Raw genomic sequence first — 19,269 nt, 5'->3', positions numbered from 1 at the left:
CTCGTGTGTTTAAAGGTTCAAACTATCTGTTCTTCACCGTGAATGTTTGCACGATATAAGCACCGATTTCATCAATACTATGCGTGATACCGTCTATCTTACTTGTAAAGAAATTGTAAGCGATAACAGCGCAAGCCCCCGTGGCAATACCGAACGCGGTATTTACCAACGCTTCCGAAATACCTGTCGACAAAGCGATAGAATCCGTACCCCCGGCAGAGGACAAGGCGGCAAACGACTTGATCATACCGATAACCGTACCGAGCAGCCCCATCAAAGTTCCCAGCGTGGTAATCGTGGCGATAACCCCCAGATTCTGCTCCATGGTAGGCAACTCCAGCATGGTAGCCTCTTCCAAGTCTTTCCGCACCGCAAGTTGCTTCTCTTCTTTCATCAAAGTATCACAACCGTCGACCTGCGTGTAAGTAGAAAGCGATGACTTAATAACATTCGCCACCGTTCCTTTCTGTTCATCACACGCTTTACGGGCTCCTTCGATATCCCCGCTTTCCAGTTGACCTTTCACTTTGGTCACGAATTGCTGAAGATTCTTTTTCCCTTTCGCCTTGCGTAAAGCGATCATACGTTCAACGCTCAACGTCAAGACCGTGAATAATAAAGTCTGTATAATCGGCACGATTACCCCTCCCTTGTATATCGTACCCAAAAGATTTCCGGGTAACGGGTGATTGTTCGGGTCATTGTTAATAAAATTAGCCGGATTTCCATAAACGAAATGATAAATAATCATTGCAAGAATAAAACACAGAATGATTATCGGGAAAGCAGAAATACCTAAATTTCTCTTTGCCCCCTTTGTAGATGTTGCAGTCTTTTTCATGTCTAATGTATTTTAATATTTATAACGCGCAATATAAAGCAAGGAATACCAACCCGAAAACGATAAGCATAACCACGATCGGGTATAACGTTTGGAATAATGCAGACTTTGTAATCTTATCACTCATTTTTGTACTTGTAGTTTCCATAAGTCAATCTCTGTAAAATAATTGAAAATAATAGGGTGTAAAGGACCTGTCCGTATCCTTACATGAATACCGATTTCACGCTAAACATCTGTACAACAGAGCATAGCATCCTCTTTCATCATTTTATACAGGCATACGAAACACCTGTACCACAATGATATGGCACGGACATACTTGACTTACGTGTGGCTAAATGACGATTTTACATAAGTCGAACAGGTAGAATCCCTGTATATAACGAATACCCAACAATTCGGAAAAACTTTCAATGGAACGTTCTACCCGAATACCATACTCTGACTTGTGATACGCTAATTGGATTTTGCGATAAATAGAGAACGAGATTTGTTGCTCCCGACTACTTCCGTTCACGATCTGCTGACTGGAAAAAACCAACGTGCGTTCGAAAGCACCATGTCGGTCCGCGGAAGAAGTGGCAACCTCGGAATCGTCCCGCGACTGCTCCGTACCCGGAACTGTCGGCACGGGCTTCTCCCCTTTGGAATCAGTTTCTCCAAAGGCGTTTACCCCGATTGCCAAAAGCAAAAGTAACAGTGAAAAATATTGAAATACTGTCTTCTTCATTTCTCTCGTTTAATATATCCAAAGATAGATACTTATTTCATCTTCGCAAATTATTTAGCTTAATATTAAGGTTAAATTACTTAAAATTTAGTCTTACACCTTTTTATACGGCAAGGGTGGTTACATTTGTTTCACTTTTCTCAACTATTTTTCTCCCGATTTCCCCTTCCATAAGCGATGCCCATCCCTCGTGTAGACCTGCACTCTATCCTAGAGTTAAACAATAGATAAGTTAGAGTTCTTTTAACCTCGTCAAAAGAACTCTAAAAGAACTTCAAAAGAACTTCAAAAGAACTCCACCGTTTCCCCGCCGACCGCCCCCGGTTTTCGGACGGGTTATTCTCCCGTAACCTTATGAACTTTACAAACTAAATCGTACCTTTGCCCCCGTTTACAAAAAGGCATGAAAATCAGTTCATCATATTACAAAGACAACGTCCGTATCGCCTTCCCCATCATGCTCTCGCTGGCGGGACAAGCGGTGGTGCAAATGGCGGACAACATCATGGTCGGACGCCTCGGCGCTCCCGAACTGGCGGCAGTATCCCTTGCCGGTATCATTATCATGAACACGATGGTCGTCGGGATGGGTATCGCCACGGGACTCACTCCCCTCGTCGGACAGGCACATGCCCAGAACGACAGCGAACGGGTAGCGGGATTCTTCCAGAACTCACTTCTGGTGAACACTGCGGTATCACTCTTGCTCACCGCCTTTCTCTTCGCTCTTATGCCTTTTTTATCCATGATGGGACAACCCGAGGAAGTGATCGTGCTAAGTAAAGGCTATTACATACTGACCTCCCTGTCGGTCATTCCCTTCATCCTCTTCATGACATTCAAACAATACATGGAAGGCATCGGTAACACGAAAGTGGCCATGGTCATCACGATATCATGCAACGTCATGAATATCATTCTCAACTACATGTTCATATACGGTAAACTCGGTGCCCCGAATCTGGGGGTAGCGGGAGCCGGACTGGCAACCTTGATATCAAGAACCATGATGCCCGCGGTATTTCTCTTTTATACACGCCGCTCCGCCATACACGCCACCGTCTTTCAGTTCTTCCGCCGGACAAATGTCAGCGGGCGCAAAATAAAACAACTTCTGCAAGTGGGTTACCCCATCGCCGGACAAATGGTAGTCGAATTTCTCTCCCTCAGCCTCATCACGGTCATGATGGGTTGGCTTGGCACGGTGCCTCTTGCCGCCAACCAGATAGCGTTATCCATGATTAACCTCACCTTCATGATATCCAGCGGGATTGCCGGGGCTTCCACGATACTTATCAGCCACGAATTCGGGCGTCATAATTTCGCCAAGATGCGCCGTCACGCTCACGCGGCTTTTCGTCTTTCCGTGGTCTTTATGACGGGAGCGGCCATTATCTACGCTCTTTTCGGAGCTCAAATCGCTGCCGTCTTCACGCCCGACCGGGAAGTGATTGAAGTGGCACGCCGCCTTTTCTACGTCGTCGCGGTTTTCGAAATATTCGACGGGCTACAGGTCACCGCTCTCGGCGCGTTAAGAGGTATCACCGACGTGAAACGCCCCATGATATACGCTTTCATTTCCTATGTCTTTGTTGCCGTCCCGCTCGCCTACGTCACGGGTATTTTACTCGACTTCGGGGCTCCCGGACTACTCTCCGGATTCTGCGGTGGTCTTATGTTCGCGGCGGCTCTCTTTATCCGCCGTTTCAACAAAAGCTGCCGACAAATGATGTCACGTTAAGATTTTTTCAAGCTTTCAAGGCAAAATTATTGCTTTAATCACGAATAAAATGTAACTTGCATCGTATAAAATGCATAAATTATACTAAGACATATAACCATATATCATGAAAATAGAAACTTATAAAACACCGGAAGAAGCGTTGCGTGCAACCAGCGAAGCGCTTGTCACGGTGATAAAAAAAAGTAAGTCAAAGCCTTTCCACTTGGCTCTGTCCGGGGGTAGCACGGCACAAGCGCTGTTCAAGTTATGGGTAAAAGAATACAAAGAAATTATCCCGTGGAACAACATTCGTTTCTACTGGGTGGATGAACGTTGCGTGGCGCCGGACGAGGACGAAAGCAACTACAAGCATGCCGATCAGTTGCTATTTATCCCGCTGGAGATACCCGCGAACCATATTCACCGTATCTGGGGAGAACAAGAACCCAAGGTTGAAGCGGAACGCTACTCGGAAATGGTAAAATGGGAACTTCCGGGTTATTCCACCGCACCCCGTTTCGATTGTGTTATCCTCGGTGTAGGCACGGACGGACACGTGGCTTCCATATTCCCCAATGACATGAACTTGCTCACGGATCGTCGCGTATATGCCGTATCCCAACACCCTATCACGGGACAACAACGCATCACCATGACCGGAACCGTTATCTTGAAAAGTTCCGCTATACTGGTTCCCGTTATCGGTAAAGAAAAACAGGAAATCATGGAACAAATCATCCGCAAGGCAAAAGAATACCCCGCGTCATATATCCTCGCCCATTCACCCGCGGTAATGGTTTTCACGGATAGAGAAGTAAGTATATAGGAAGAGAATAGGGGGTAATAAGGGAACAAAGACGTTTCACCTTCGATACAAAGACGTTTCAAAGACGTTCACGAGCGTCTTTGAAACGTTTTTGATTTGATACTATACCCGCATTGAGTTCTTTCTTGAATAGTTCCTCAACAGAATATCAACGGGAACAGGGGGAACACCACTATTTCCACAAAAAATAAACGGTAACTTCCGCTACCGTTTATTAATATATCTTGTCCCAATGACAAATTAGTATCTTCTCTCGAAGCTACGTCCGCCGCCACCGTTTCCGCTGCGACGATCACGTCCGCCACCACCGCCACGGTTAAAACCACCGCGATTTCCGGCAGGTCTGTCCGTTCTCGGTTTAGCCACGTTCACACTGATTACCTTGCCGTCATATTCAGCTTGGTTCAACTCGTCGATAGCTTTTTGTCCTTGTACATCGTCAGACATTTCCACGAAACCAAAACCTCTTGAACGTCCGGTCTCTCTGTCCATGATTACTTTTGCTGAAGAAACTTCACCGTATTCCTCGAATAATTCTTTTAAGTCACTGTCACTCACTTCGTAACTTAGATTTGAAATGTAAATGTTCATTAATACAAACTTTAAAATAATTAATAAATGCTTTTGAGGTTGAATAATTGCCTAAGGAAAGTCTGCTTAACGATACATTTAAAATACGATGAAAGGCAAACACTCTGTAATCAAATCAAAACTCAAATATCACTGCAAATTTACAATAATTATTCAAACAAACAATACTACAAGAAAAAAAAGTCTATAAAGTCAATCAAGTACAAATATTTTCGGATAAAACACCGTAATTCAAGCCTTTATCGACTTTACAGACCTATTTTAGCCCAACCTGATAAAGAAGATAAAACGATTTATTTTTTGCATTTTCTCTTTAAACCGTCGCCTTTCTCTCTCTCTAATTCGGTCTTGTCAAATTGTCGTTGTGGCATCTGGTTTTCTCCTACCCAACTCTTGTCCTGCTTGGAAGGGATATTCTTCTCCGCGTGCCGATTCACTTTCTTCCCTTCATTCTCCCGATCATTTTTCTCTTTCTCCTTCATAATACCTCCGTTTTAAGTTGATAAATCTCACGAGTTACCCCATGGATAACCTACCTTATAAACGAAAAAAAGAGAAAACATGTTTCATCTCACGGCAACGTTCACCCGAACATTACTCCCGTTGGATATCATGTAGTCATCCCAACGTTCTTTTTGCTTGGGAGTCAATGTCAATTCCAAAGATTGTCCGGTCACACCGTCCGAGGTCTGATTACCGCAGAAAAGCCGGAACCCCTTCCCCTCAGGCATAACAGTCGCATCCAAACGAGTAATAAAATTGCCATAACAATACAAAGTCCTCAACGAAGTGCACCCGGACAAGTCCAACCCCGAGAGGTGATCGTTATGGCAATATAGTTCTTTCAACGCCGCACATCCCTTCACGTACAACGTCACGAGGGAAGTATTATCGTGGCACCTTAGGCAAACCAAAGACTTACATCCCGACACATTCAGCTCCACGAGCGGAGTATTGTAACAATACAACTTCTCCAATGACGTACACCCGTTCACGTTCAAGGAAACAAGCGAGGCATTATGATTACAGTACAATTCTTTTAGCGAGCTACATCCCGATACATCCAGCGAAGCAAGAGGAGTGTAATAACAAGTCAACTTTTCCAGTGAAGTGAAATACTTGATGCCTTCCAGCGACACGATATTCTTTCTACCTACACTAAGCCACGTGACTTTCGCGGCCTCTGCCGGAATAATGTACCCTTTTTCATCGGCACATCCCAGTTCAATACAAAATTTCCGGAATACCGTGTCCGGAATCAAAAAACTTTCCTCACCCGTGTACAACACCGCGGCATCCGTAGAAATAACATCCGCTGTACTTTCGTTCGCGTTCACGCGTAATATCATCAACAATACCAGAATCCCTGTTATTAATGTACACTTCCTTATCATTATTTTATCGTTTTCATTTTCAATATCTTAACAACACTCACTGGACATTGAGAAATAAATGCAACCAGCTCCCGAACCGACCGTGAGCGAATAAATAAACCAGCGTTTATTACGATTGTCAACAAACATGTGTTGTGAGAATGGATAATTTTATAACTTATTATTTACTAGGAGTAAAAAATAACCAATTAACATTGTCGATTATCGGAATTATTAATATTTTTGCGAATAAATAAACGCTCGTTTATTTATAGTCAGATTTTCCAAGAATTACAAAATTTCATTCCTAACCGAGAATATTTTATTATCTGATAATCAAGCATCAACAGACAATCAAAATTCCTCGAACGATACACGAGAAGTAGGAGGAGCCCAAACATTCAAAAAAGTAATATTCGAAAAAAGAAATTAAAAAAAGGCTCCCCCTATTAGTTTTTCCAACAACATCTCCTGTCGCAAATTGTGAATATCCCCGGCGTAATAATCCACCAACCCCGTACCGTATAATTTCCGGGCACCCGTTAGTGCTTCTTTCCCGTAATATCCGGCAAACGAGAGTAAGTTTACTTGAATCTTACACCCTAGTAACTTCAAGTATTCACAATGCTTTACTATGTTACCCGCGTAAAAAGAATAACGCTCCGGATGTGCCATCACAGGCATGTACCCACTACCCCGCAGTCTGAAAATAATCTCCTCCGCATGTACCGATGGAGCCACGAAACTATGCTCGACCAGCACCTCCCCCGCGGCAGAAGCAATAATCTCGTTTTGTTCCAATAACCCCAACATAAACTCACCCATACGATATTCAGCTCCCATATCCACGGCTATATCTATTCCCTCTTGTACAAGACGCGACTTCAATAACACGAACATACTCCCTATATCCCCGCGGCTATTCATCAACGCGGGAAACGCCACGTGCGGAGTACAAGTCAAACAACACAAACCCGCCGCCACCATTCGACGAATAATCAAAATTGCTTCATCCATGGTACGTACACCGTCATCCAAGGCAGGCAAAACGTGCGAGTGTACATCCCGCTTGTAGTCAAAAACAAATTTCCGGTGACGCTTGAAGAACAACATATCTATTCGTTTACATTTTTTTTGTTATACCCGTAACCATACCCGTAACCGTATCCTCCCGCGTCCGCGCGTAAATCATTCAGCACTATTCCCATATCGGGCAGACGTCCTTCACCGTTTATCGCAGCGACCAACCTTAACGCCTCCTTTTTTAACATATTCGCCCGCACCACGTACACGCAGGCATCCGCCCACTTGCCCAAGGCAAACCCTTCGGCAAGCATCCCTACCGGGGGAGTATCCAGTATGATACAATCATACCGCTGCTTCATATTTTCCAACAATTCACCCATCCGTTCCCCGGCAAGCAATTGAACCGGATTAGGCGGTACCGCACCACCGAACAAAACATCCAGATGTTCTTCCACCGGACAAATCAAGCTTGCCAAGTCGCCCTCTATCCCTGCCAAGTAAGCGGATAAACCTTTCGTGCTATTCTCTCCCAGAAACTTATGCAAACTGGGATTACGCAAATCACACCCCATCAACAACACCTTTTTACCCGTCTTCGCGTAAGCGTTTGACAAATGTGCCGCGATCAAAGACTTTCCTTCACCGGGAATGGTCGAAGTAACCATAACCACCGGACAAACCTTTTGCCGCAACATATAATTCAGCTTTTCCCGAATCAGATGCATGGATTCCGATTGCACGAAATCTTCCCGGGCGATTAATTTCTCCCCGGTCACCTCCGGGAATGAACCCAACAAAGGAACCTTGACATTTCTCTCGATATCTTCAATACTCCTCACCTTATTATCCAACATATCCCTCACCAACACGATTCCCGCAGGAAGCCCAATCCCCAGCATCAAACCGACCAGCAACAACATGGCCTTACGGGGAAATACCGGTCCTTCTCCCGCGTCGGGGTCTTCAATAATCTTCGCCGTCGGAACATACACCAGTTTAGCGATCTCCGCCTCCTCCCGTTTTTGCATCAAGAAAAGAAAAAGATTCTCTTTCAACTCTTGCTGCCGGGCTATCGCCCGATACTGTTTTTCCTGCGCGGGCACGGAAGTCAATCGCTTGTCAACGGAAAGGTTCTCCCGCTCTAACGTGTTTATCTTTATTTCCAAACCGTTCTCCACGTTACCCACCGCCTCGCGAATACTCTCCTTCATCTCTCGTAATTGCATATCCAATCCCGTCACGATAGGATTATCTTTCCGGGCACTAAGCAAAAGTTTATTTCTTCGCAACACCATTTCGTTGTAACGGGATATGCCGCTATTCATCCCCTCGTCCGAGATACCCAGATTCTCGGGGAGCAAACCGAACTCGTTCCCTTCCCTTTTTTCCAATAACTCCCGGATGCTACGCGCTACATCGAACTCGGTCTGCAACTTCAACAATTCCGTCCCCGTCAATTTCTTACGCTCCATCACGAACTCGGCATCAGAAGCAAGATTGGTCAACTTATTCGTTCGCTTGAAACGCTCGGCATCATCCTCTATCGTGCCCAATTCCCGGTTAATCACTTCAAGTCGGGCATTGATAAACTCCACCGTCTTGGCGGAAACAACCTGTTTGTCCGCCACCCCGTTTTCGTTGTAACGATCTATCAGTGCCCGGATCAGCTCCTTTCCCCGTTGCGGCACGACATCTTTAACCGACAAAAGAAGCGCGTTCGTGTTCTTGTCCAAAGGTGATACCTCCAGTTTCTTGTAAAAATTCTTCGTTGCCGAATCGTAGGAATACAAATCCACCCGCACCCGTTCCACCTTCTCCGCGGAGTACACCTCACTCCTCTCCACGGATATAGCGTAATCACCAACCGGAATCCGTTCCGAAAAACGCCCCTCATGCACAACTTTCCCGTCCGGGGCTGTCACAGAAATCGTCGTATCACTCGTCAATGTCACGAAAAAACAAGTGTCTTTTATCAACTCGGGACGATCGACCAACACGTTTACAGGAGAATCTTTATACAATTCTGTCCCCCTCAAGACACTTTCACGACTGTAACAAATATTCAACTCCAAATCACCTACCGTCTCCCGCATTAAATTCTTGGACTGCAACTCAATCAATTCATTCTCCACGTACTTATCCCCTTGGAAAAATCCCATTTCCTTCATCATCATGCTAGTGCCTAACTCCCCTTTCTTCGTGTCGCTGATCATCACTTTACTCGTCACGTTATACACGGGTTCCTGCATCATGCAATAAATCAATACCACCCCCACGCACAAAGGCACAGACACGAGAAACCACCGCCACCGCGCGATAATCTTGTAAAACAACATCCTTAAATCAATCGTTTCTTCCTGTTCAGGCACATAGACCTCACTACCATTCACGTTCATACACTCTCGTTTCATTAAAACTAAAAAATACAACCAACCCGGAGAAAACCTTTCACCTATCTAAGTATCAACGCGAGTACCGTCACTAAGGTCGACACACTGGACAAAACGTAAGGCAAAAAAGTTCCCGCGTTACCTCCCGCGATACGCCCCCTGCTAGGCTCCACGTAAACCACATCATTCTGCTGCAAATAAAAAAACGGGGAATAAACAAGATTCGCCGAAGTCAAATCCAAACGGGCAAAAGTCTTCTCTTTCCCGTTCTCGCGCATAATCAGCACGTTTTTTCTCTTGGCATTAATCTGTAAATCCCCCGCCATGCCCAGCGCATCGAATATAGATACTCGCTCACTGGTCACTCTGTAACTACCCGGACTCCGGACTTCGCCCAAAACAGTCACCTTGAAATTCTGGAAATGTATCGTCACTATCGGATTTTTCAAGTACATCGCTAATTTCGTCTTCAGCATTTCCGACAATTCGACACGGGAAATACCGTCCACACGCAATTTCCCCAGCACGGGAAAATCAATATACCCCTCTTTATCCACGAGATAACCGGGAGCAACCTGTTGGTTGGTCGATGTCACGTCCCGCCCCAAGCCAATCATAGGAGTATTGAAAGGCAATGCCGCCTCCGTGTCATCACAAGAAACCACGATTGACAATAAATCATCAACGTGAATGACAGTCTTGTACTCGAAGTCCGATTCAAGTCGCTCATTTTCCTTCACATCCTGCAAATAGACAATCTCCTTGCTGGAACTGCATGAAAAACAAACGACCATACTCGCTACCACTACAAACCACTTATTCACAAACATATAACTCCTTCTTTTATGTAACATTCCACTATCATTAAACCAACGTTTTTTGAATGTTAAACAAATGAGGATTTGTGCGGCAAATAAAACAAGAGTTATTATTTACAATTCAATGATTACTAGAACACTAATAGTTAAGTAAGGATATATAACGAATAGTGATTTTAGACAGTTAATAATCGTTCAATTATTGAGCTACAAATATATATTTTTTTAAATACACTACGAACTATATTCCATATTTTATATATTCATTTTCATCAACCAAAAGTGTACATCTTTTAACAAAACAAGCTATGACGGTACATTTACAAACGAACATCACAACAAAAAACGCTCTTTATTTCAAGAAATTCAACACACATATTTGAAAATATTCACAAAAATAATACCGTTCCCACTCAACTCTAATATCCGATTTGAATGGAAACGGCACACGTAACTATATTTTCTCTCAAACTACATCACAAGTATCAAATCCCGGCCTCTTGAAAGTACGGGCATTAGGGAAAAAAGCCTCTATATCATTTTCTAACTGTTCCAACAATACAATCATACGGGATGCCTCCCTCTCAAAGTCAGATATGTTATCCCGTATCACCGTCCATGCTGTACAAGATATCTCAACGGCTAATAACGTCACTTTCGCCGAACCGTTGTAATCCTCCTCTTCCTGCGTGGCGTTTATTTTATCCGCGTAAAGGAAGTACCCGCAAAGGGCCCGTTTCATCTTGGAACGAATCAAATCCATGTACCAGTTCACCTCCAATAAAGCATCCTCCACCTCACGCATCCGCGGAAACTCACCCTCTTTCTTTTTTTCCGTTTCAAAATACTGGTAAATCTCCTCTTGACACTTATCTGCCAAAGAATGATAGATTTGCTCACATTTCATCATATCCTCACTCTCCACCTGCCTTGCCACTTCCTCATCCTGATCCTCCAAATCCTCGTAATCTTCTCCCCAGAATCCACGGTCTACCTTCTCCGCCGAATAAATATCCTCTATTCCCACTCCTCGCTCGTCCGCCAATTCCCGTAACACGTCAAATGTCGAATCAAAAATATTCTTTAGACGGGCTAACGCGGATTCGTCGTCGTCAGGCATCTCCTCCCCTAAATTTACCCTCGTCTTTTCCTTCAACTTCTTTCCCATCGTGTAACTCATGCATCGAAGCTGAAATTTACATCGTTCACACCATCTGTCGCAATAATTGTAGATACCCGGCACAAAGCCGTTATCTACAATCTTTTTTTCTTTTTTCTTTGGCACGGTCTTGTTATCTTATCCGATTAATTTTTTATATCGTATACGCTTCGGGGTCACATCCCCCAACCGCTTCTTCTTACTTTCCTCGTATTCAGAGTAACTTCCCTCGAAATAAACTACCTTCGAATCGCCCTCGAACGCCAGAATATGCGTGGCAATGCGATCCAAGAACCAACGATCATGCGAAACGACCACGGCACACCCCGCGAAGTTTTCCAGACCTTCCTCCAATGCCCTCAACGTGTTCACGTCAATATCATTCGTTGGCTCATCAAGCAACAACACGTTGGCATCCTCTTTCAACGCCAACGCCAAATGCAAGCGATTCCGTTCACCACCGGACAAAACCCCGCACTTCTTTTCCTGATCTGTCCCGGAGAAATTAAACTTGGACACATAAGCCCGGGCATTTACCTCCCGTCCACCAAGATTAATCATATCGCTTCCCCCGGAAATCACCTGATAAACGCTTTTATCGGGATCAATAGCCTTATGCTGCTGGTCCACGTAAGCGATTTTCACCGTCGGTCCCACCTCAAAATCCCCTTTATCCGGAGTCTCTACACCCATTATCAGGCGGAACAAAGTAGTCTTTCCCGCACCGTTAGGCCCGATCACCCCGACAATACCGGCAGGCGGCAACTGGAATTCCAGATCATCAAACAGCACTTTATCACCGTAAGCCTTAGCCACGTGTGCCGCCTCGATCACCTTGTTGCCCAAGCGGGGACCGTTCGGTATAAATATTTCAAGTTTATCTTCTTTCTCTTTCACATCCTCGTCCATCATCCGGTCGTAAGCCTTCAAACGGGCTTTACTCTTTGCCTGACGGGCTTTCGGCGCCATACGCACCCATTCCAACTCCCTTTCCAGAGTCTTTCTCCGTCTGCTTGCCTGCTTCTCCTCCTGCTCCAAACGTTTCGTTTTCTGTTCCAACCAAGAGGAATAGTTACCTTCCCATGGAATTCCCTCTCCCCGGTCTAACTCCAGAATCCAACCCGCCACGTTATCCAAGAAATAACGGTCGTGCGTGACACAAATCACCGTACCGGCATACTGGTGCAGATGCTGCTCCAACCATTCTACCGACTCCGCATCCAAGTGGTTCGTCGGCTCGTCAAGCAACAAAATATCAGGCTCCTGCAATAACAAACGGCACAATGCCACCCGTCGTCTTTCTCCACCCGACAGGTTTTTCACCAAGGCATCCGGCTCCGGACAACGCAAAGCGTCCATAGCCCGCTCCAACTTCTGGTCGATCTCCCAACCGCCGTGGTGTTCAATCAACTCGGTCAGTTCCCCTTGACGAGCCATCAACTTATCCATCTCGTCGTCACTCATCGGCTCGGCAAACTTCATGTTGACGTCCTCGTATTCCTTCAACAAATCCATCACTTGCTGCACCCCCTCCTGCACAACCTCCTTCACGGTCTTCGTGTCGTCAAGCTGAGGTTCTTGGGGTAAATAACCAATAGAATGTTCCTTCGACCAAATCACCTTACCCTCGTAATTCGGGTCTAACCCGGCGATAATCTTCAACAAAGTTGACTTACCCGAACCGTTCAAACCGATTACGCCAATCTTCGCCCCGTAAAAAAAGGATAAATAAATATCCTTTATAATCTTTCTTTGTGGCGGTATAGTCTTACTTACGCCCATCATGGAAAAAATAATCTTCTCGTCTGCCATATCAATAAACTACGCTATATTATGTTTCACATCTAACACACAACTAATTATCTTTAAAATGGATACAAAGGTATATTATATATTCAAATTAAAAAAATATACTTAACACCTTATACGAGATCAAAATAAAAATTGTTGCATTATTATCCGGAAATTTCCAAAAACAACACTTGAAAAAGTAAAAAAACGCCTCACCAAATAGCTGTCCAACACACAAGAAACAACTAATTTTCAACAAGATACACCACATTCATTATTTGTTTCAAAAAAAAGCATCAACATCCCCTATCATAATTTATAATATATATAATTAACAATAATTTAGACAAAAACAAACCGCAACATTTCAAAATATGGCTGTTTAGCCACATGATGGATTATTTGTGGTTAAAACTAAAAAAACAAGAGAATGTTTACCCAAAATATTAAAATCATTATATATTTGTAAATTCACATCCCGAATAGTAATATTTTCGGGTGAACAATATGAAGAAATCGGCGTTTATGGATGATTATACAGATTGGGATGATATAAACAGCGAAGATGTCCTCGAAGGAAACACGGCTGCCTTTGAAGAATTATTCAAAAGGAATTATCAAGCTTTATGCAATTATTGCCAAGGCATTGTTGCCGAACACGACAAAGCGGAAGATATCGTTCAAGACGTATTCGTGTACTTGTGGAACAATCGCTCGTGTATAGACATAAAGGTTTCATTAAAACATTACTTGTATTCATCCGTTCGTCATGGCGCTCTAAAAGTTTTAAAACGCCAGTTAATGGAACAACGGCATTCCCCCCTATTGGCCGAATTCATTGCAAATCTCCAACAAACAGAATACACGGAAGAAGAAGTCATTGAAATAGAAAAGATGAAAAAAGCACTTGCCTCGCTTCCGCAACAATGTCGCAATATCTTTCTAATGAGTTGTGTCGACGAAAAAAGCTACAAACAAATCGCAGAAGAACTGAATATCTCCGTCAATACCGTGAAAACACATATCACGAAAGCCTATCGCATCATCCGATGTTATTTCAAGAATACCAGCCAGTTGCTAGTATTTATTGCATACTGTCGAAAGATTCAAAAATAAAAAACGCATTTTTTTCAAAAAAAGTCATTTTCAGAATCACCCATTTCCGACTCTTGATGCCCTTTATGGTAAATCAATAGCCAAAATGGATAAAAATAAGAAATTCATCATACACAGGGCTGCCAACTCCATGAAAGACGACCACTACAACATGGGAAAAGCATGGAAACAAGTAAAAGGCAGAAGCATAAACAAATCGAACCGCTTCATAGCACTTCGCGTTATAAAATACGCAGCATGTGCCCTGCTTATGCTCGGTATTACCATATACCTAATGCATAACAACACGACGGAAAACAAAATAACAAAAACTGCCTCCCTGCAAACGGGAAAAAACGAATGTTCACAAGTTCGATTAGTATTGGCAAACGGGGAAGAAATCAGACTAAGCAAAAAAACAATCAAGGTCGAAAAACTGGGCATGTCTTTTACCCGCGACAGCGTGAACGGACAATTGCAATACCGGAACAGTATCGACTCCCTAAACGGAGAAATTGAACTCCGTTACAACGAACTGCACGTACCGAAAGGTGCCGATTTCTACTTGAAACTCCCCGATGGTTCAATCGTGAATATCAACTCGGAATCCAAGCTCCGCTTTCCCGTGCAGTTCTCGTCCCACAGCCGGGAAGTATATCTGGAAGGAGAAGCCTTTTTCCAAGTGGCAAAGGATTCAACCGCACCTTTCACGGTTCACGCCGGGGGCAAGGATATTACCGTTCTGGGAACAAAATTCAACGTCAGTGCCTATAACGACGACTCGAAGTGGATCACGACACTCGTGGAAGGCAAAGTCATGGTCACTCAACAAGACCGGAACGACATCCTGCACCCGTCTGAACAACTGACCGTCCATAAAGAAACGAACATCGTGGAAACGAGAACCGTGGACACGGAACTATACACCTCATGGATTGACGGCAAATTCTATTTTAAAGGCTACCGGTTCGAGGACATCGTGAAAAAACTCGAACGGTGGTATGACTTCAAAATGATTTACCGGAACGAGGAGATCAAGGACATGACCTTCCGGGGAACTATCGACAAACATCAACCCTTGGAGCAATTGTTACGTTATCTGGAAGAAACAACTAATATTCACTTTAATATTCAAGACAAGACAATTACAGTAAGTAGAACAGACTAAAAAAAGGAGTGCTATCGGCAAAAAAGCACCCCCTTTATTGTAAAAACCAAAACCTGTGAAAGCTACAGCAAATAGCTATACAGGATTAATTATCACTTTAACGAACAAATTTATGAAAAAAAAAGCGTATGATCACACCTTTAACCTACAAGAAAGGTTAAAAAAAGGAGCTTTGCTCTGTGCATGTACCATTTTCTGGTTACTGGCAGGCATCTCCAACTCGAATGCCGCCACAACCCCGGAACAGGACAGCGTCAAATTCTCGAAACAGCAAATGATGATTGAACAAGTCTTCGACGCCATCACGAAACAATTGAAGTACGACGTCTTTTATAGCGAGAATGAACTCGAGGTAAAGAAAATGGTACAACTTCCCCGCTTGAAAATGGGATTGATTGAAGTACTAAATCTCGTTCTTCAAAAGGAATTCACGTACAGGTTCAACGGGAAAACCATCATCATCAGCCCCGCGAAAACCACCCCTGACCAACAAAACCCAATCCGGGGTATCGTGAAAGACGAGAACGGGGAACCCCTGCCGGGAGTAACCGTCCTCATCAAAGGCACAACTACCGGTGTCTCTACCAACACCAAAGGTGAATTCACCATCGTCTCCCCCGAGAAACCGGAAGCCACCCTCCTAATCTTCTCGTTCGTCGGCATGGAAACCCAACAAGTCACCCCAAAAAGCGACTTCGTAACCGTTATCATGAAAACCACCCTCAATGAACTCGACGAAGTTATCGTCCGCACGGGTTACGAGAACATCGACAAACGGAAGCTGACATCATCCGTCTATACGGTAAAAATGGAGGATATCATGGAGCCTCTTACAACAACATTAGATAAAATGTTACAAGGTAAAATTCCCGGCATGGCAGTTTTACAGATGAGTTCAACCGTGGGTGCCGCCCCGAAAATCCGCATACGTGGATCTTCCACTATCGTGGGAAGCCGCGAACCTCTTTGGGTACTGGATGGTATTGTGCTGGAAGACCCGGTTCCCCTTAAGCCGGAAGAACTGAATAGCATGGATCAAGTAAATTTGATAGGTAATGCCATCTCGGGTATAAACCCGGAAGATATTGAACAAATCGACGTATTAAAAGATGCTTCCGCTACCGCCTTGTACGGAAGTAAAGCTGCCAATGGCGTAATCATGATTACCACCAAGAGGGGTAAGTTTGGAAAACCTGCCATCCAGTATAGTATGTCTATGGGGTTCACGCATCGTCCGACAGTAAACCAAATGCACTTGATGAATTCTAAAGAAAGAATCGAAGTTTCCGAAGAGATGGTTGAGAAGGGATTACAGTTTGTTGATGACGGAATAACTGGTTCCGTGGGATACGAGGGACTTTTAGTTCAATTGTACGGGAATAAAATTAGCTATAGCCAATTTCAGAAAGAAGTAAAGAAAATGAAAGAACAAAATACTGATTGGTTTAAATATCTATTCCGAAATGCATTTAGCCATAATCACACGTTATCCGTTTCCGGGGCAAATGAAGCAATCAACTACTACTTCTCCGTGGGATATTCTAACGAAAGAGGATCATCTTTGAAAGAAAACGCTGAACGGTTTAATTTTAACACAAATCTCGACATCAAGATAAATGATAAAATGAATGCCGGTTTTGGTCTTAGTGCCTCTCATGGAGAAACCAATCGCCCCGCAGTAGACCTCTTTCAATATGCTTACACGACTTCCAGAGCTATTGCTCCCTATGACGAGGATGGATACTATAATTTCTATGAAATTGATACAGGATACGAGAATACTCCCTACAAGACTCCTAATTTGATTTACAATATCTTCAACGAACTGAATTCCACGAGCGGAACAAACAAATTATTGAGCTTGAATACAAGATTCAATTTCAGCTACAAAGTAGCTTCATGGTTAAGTTTAAGTGCTTTATGTTCTTATAATGTCAGTTCAAATTCAAGCGAGGATGTGGCAACCGAAGAGAGTTACGCCATATCATCTTTGAGAAGACTTGTCTACGGTTATCCGGTAATCGACCCTGCAAAAGAACCCAATTTTGCGACGAGTTGTGAATTGCCTTTCGGGGGAAAATTGGATAACTCTGATAACAAGAATACCAATTATTCCACACGTTTTACCGCATCATTCCAAAAGACTTTCAATGACGTTCACGATTTTAGCCTTATGGGAGGATTAGATATGCGCAGCGCACATAGCGAAGGACATACCTCCACCTTATTAGGTTATTTGCCGGAACGCGGCAAAAAAAGCGTCGAAATCAATCCTCGCATATGGCTTGCTTACGGAACTCTATTGGAAAATAGCCGCCCCACAATTTCAGATAGCAAAAAGAATGAAATGTCCTATTTTGCATCCTTCTCTTATTGTTATGACGACCGGTATATTTTTAACGCAAATATAAGAGGAGATGCCAGCAATAAATTAGGACAAGATAAATCTGCCCGTTTTTTACCTATTTGGTCAGTTTCCGGTAGATGGAATATTGCCGACGAGGATTTCATGCAAAATGTCACATGGATGGAAGGACTAAATATTCATGCCTCTTATGGACTGCAGGGGAATGTAACCGAAGCTCATAACCCGAATATGGTAGCTAATGTCGGAAGTATGGACCCCGTATCCCAATACTACGAAAGTACCATAAATTCTCTTCCCAACAGAGGGCTCCGGTGGGAAAAAACAAGATCCTACAACATTGGTACAGATTTCTCTTTCTTCAATAAAAAATTAAATGCAACTTTTGAATACTATAACAAGAAAGGAAAAGACCAATTGCTCTCCACTACGATAGAATCAACCAACGGGGGTACCAGCGTCACCATCAATGACGGAAATATAATCAATTCCGGTTGGGATTTCTCCATATCCGCCACTCCGATTCGCTTGGAAAAGTTTAGCTGGAATTTAAGTTTGAATACAAGTAGAAGTTATAACAAAGTGACCAACTCGGGAGAAATGGATAAATATATTGTTAGCCAATACCTAGATGGTTCTCTTGTCAAAAACGGACGTTCATTAAATAGTTTTTATTCTTATCGTTACGGCGGACTGAACGAAAGAGGGGAAGCAACTTTCTTGGGAATATATGCCAAAGACGAAGAAGGCAATGTCATCATTTCATCCCAAGAAGAAGCCTTAAATAGTGCTTTGGTTTATAGTGGTAGACGGGAACCGCTATTTTCAGGCGGTTTGAGTACAAGTATCATGCTTTACAATTTTACATTAAATGCCTCCTTTGCTATGCAATTCGGTTCAAAAGTCCGTTTAAATGACCTATACGTGGATAATAGTCGTCTTCCCGGTCCCAGTGAAAATATGTCTGATGAATTTGTAACTCGTTGGAGAAAGCCGGGAGATGAAAAACATACTGATATTCCGAGGTTGACCGACGAAAGACTAACTCCCCCCGGATTATATTACCACAATGGGGGAGCTGCAACGATTGGAGATAACGTGTATGATTTTTACAATAACAGTGACTTACGTGTCGTATCCGGAAATTTTGTACGTTGTCGCTCACTCTCGTTATCTTATTATGTCCCTGCCTCCACTTTAAAACATTTATTTTTGAGAGGAGCATCATTAAGTTTCTCTGTCTCCAATCCATTTGTCATCAAAGCTAAAGGATTAAAAGGACGGGATCCCGAACAAGTAACCTTAGGTAGTGGCTCGATACCACCGCAAAAGAATTTCAGTTTTAGTTTGAATGTAACCTTCTAAATAAA

General features: G+C 43.5%; 15 protein-coding genes. 5 read left to right on the top strand and 10 right to left on the bottom strand.

Going from position 1 to position 19,269, the window contains the following annotated elements; genetic code table 11:
* Positions 1-22: 22 nt before the first annotated feature.
* Entirely contained in the window at positions 23-841 is an 819-nt protein-coding gene (locus tag L0M98_RS08830; RefSeq protein ID WP_227215594.1) for a MotA/TolQ/ExbB proton channel family protein, read from the bottom strand.
* Positions 842-1,178: 337 nt separating this feature from the next.
* Positions 1,179-1,574, bottom strand: coding sequence for a hypothetical protein (locus tag L0M98_RS08825; protein WP_227215593.1), 396 nt, complete (start codon positions 1,572-1,574; stop codon positions 1,179-1,181).
* 403 nt (positions 1,575-1,977) lie between these two features.
* On the opposite strand from L0M98_RS08825, the gene L0M98_RS08820 reads away from it, so the two are divergent.
* Complete coding sequence (locus tag L0M98_RS08820) at positions 1,978-3,315, top strand: MATE family efflux transporter (protein ID WP_227215592.1); 1,338 nt, start codon at positions 1,978-1,980, stop codon at positions 3,313-3,315.
* Positions 3,316-3,421: 106 nt separating this feature from the next.
* Entirely contained in the window at positions 3,422-4,123 is a 702-nt protein-coding gene (gene pgl / locus L0M98_RS08815; RefSeq protein ID WP_227215591.1) for a 6-phosphogluconolactonase, read from the top strand.
* 240 nt (positions 4,124-4,363) lie between these two features.
* Here pgl and L0M98_RS08810 read toward each other — a convergent pair whose 3' ends face one another.
* From L0M98_RS08810 to ettA, 8 genes are all read right to left on the bottom strand, one after another.
* Positions 4,364-4,714 (bottom strand): RNA recognition motif domain-containing protein, encoded by a 351-nt coding sequence (locus L0M98_RS08810; RefSeq protein WP_099293007.1) that lies wholly within the window; start codon positions 4,712-4,714, stop codon positions 4,364-4,366.
* 293 nt (positions 4,715-5,007) lie between these two features.
* Positions 5,008-5,196 (bottom strand): hypothetical protein, encoded by a 189-nt coding sequence (locus L0M98_RS08805; RefSeq protein WP_099293009.1) that lies wholly within the window; start codon positions 5,194-5,196, stop codon positions 5,008-5,010.
* A gap of 84 nt (positions 5,197-5,280) precedes the next feature.
* Positions 5,281-6,108, bottom strand: a complete 828-nt coding sequence (locus L0M98_RS08800; protein WP_186975762.1) for a leucine-rich repeat domain-containing protein — start codon at positions 6,106-6,108, stop codon at positions 5,281-5,283.
* 408 nt (positions 6,109-6,516) lie between these two features.
* The gene (locus tag L0M98_RS08795) at positions 6,517-7,200 is read right to left on the bottom strand and encodes a tyrosine-protein phosphatase (RefSeq protein ID WP_227215590.1); all 684 of its coding nucleotides are present in this window, start codon (positions 7,198-7,200) and stop codon (positions 6,517-6,519) included.
* A 2-nt stretch (positions 7,201-7,202) separates the two neighbouring features.
* Positions 7,203-9,509 carry a GumC family protein gene (locus tag L0M98_RS08790; RefSeq protein WP_227215589.1) on the bottom strand — a complete coding sequence of 769 codons (2,307 nt, stop codon included), beginning with the start codon at positions 9,507-9,509 and terminating at the stop codon, positions 7,203-7,205.
* A 56-nt stretch (positions 9,510-9,565) separates the two neighbouring features.
* Positions 9,566-10,333, bottom strand: coding sequence for a polysaccharide biosynthesis/export family protein (locus tag L0M98_RS08785; RefSeq protein ID WP_099293017.1), 768 nt, complete (start codon positions 10,331-10,333; stop codon positions 9,566-9,568).
* Positions 10,334-10,787: 454 nt separating this feature from the next.
* Entirely contained in the window at positions 10,788-11,606 is an 819-nt protein-coding gene (locus L0M98_RS08780) for a hypothetical protein (protein WP_227215588.1), read from the bottom strand.
* A 12-nt stretch (positions 11,607-11,618) separates the two neighbouring features.
* Complete coding sequence (gene ettA / locus L0M98_RS08775) at positions 11,619-13,292, bottom strand: energy-dependent translational throttle protein EttA (protein WP_227215587.1); 1,674 nt, start codon at positions 13,290-13,292, stop codon at positions 11,619-11,621.
* A gap of 504 nt (positions 13,293-13,796) precedes the next feature.
* On the opposite strand from ettA, the gene L0M98_RS08770 reads away from it, so the two are divergent.
* From L0M98_RS08770 to L0M98_RS08760, 3 genes are all read left to right on the top strand, one after another.
* On the top strand, positions 13,797-14,387 hold the full coding sequence (locus L0M98_RS08770) for an RNA polymerase sigma-70 factor (protein WP_227215586.1): 591 nt from the start codon (positions 13,797-13,799) through the stop codon (positions 14,385-14,387).
* Positions 14,388-14,472: 85 nt separating this feature from the next.
* Positions 14,473-15,534, top strand: a complete 1,062-nt coding sequence (locus L0M98_RS08765) for a FecR family protein (RefSeq protein WP_227215585.1) — start codon at positions 14,473-14,475, stop codon at positions 15,532-15,534.
* Between the two features lie 112 nt (positions 15,535-15,646).
* Complete coding sequence (locus L0M98_RS08760) at positions 15,647-19,264, top strand: SusC/RagA family TonB-linked outer membrane protein (protein ID WP_227215584.1); 3,618 nt, start codon at positions 15,647-15,649, stop codon at positions 19,262-19,264.
* Positions 19,265-19,269: the final 5 nt, after the last annotated feature.

The organism is Butyricimonas sp. DFI.6.44 (assembly GCF_022132345.1).
GTDB lineage: Bacteria > Bacteroidota > Bacteroidia > Bacteroidales > Marinifilaceae > Butyricimonas > Butyricimonas muris.
The sequence above is the reverse complement of the archived record's forward strand: the minus strand, read 5'-3'. Positions and strand labels throughout refer to the sequence as shown.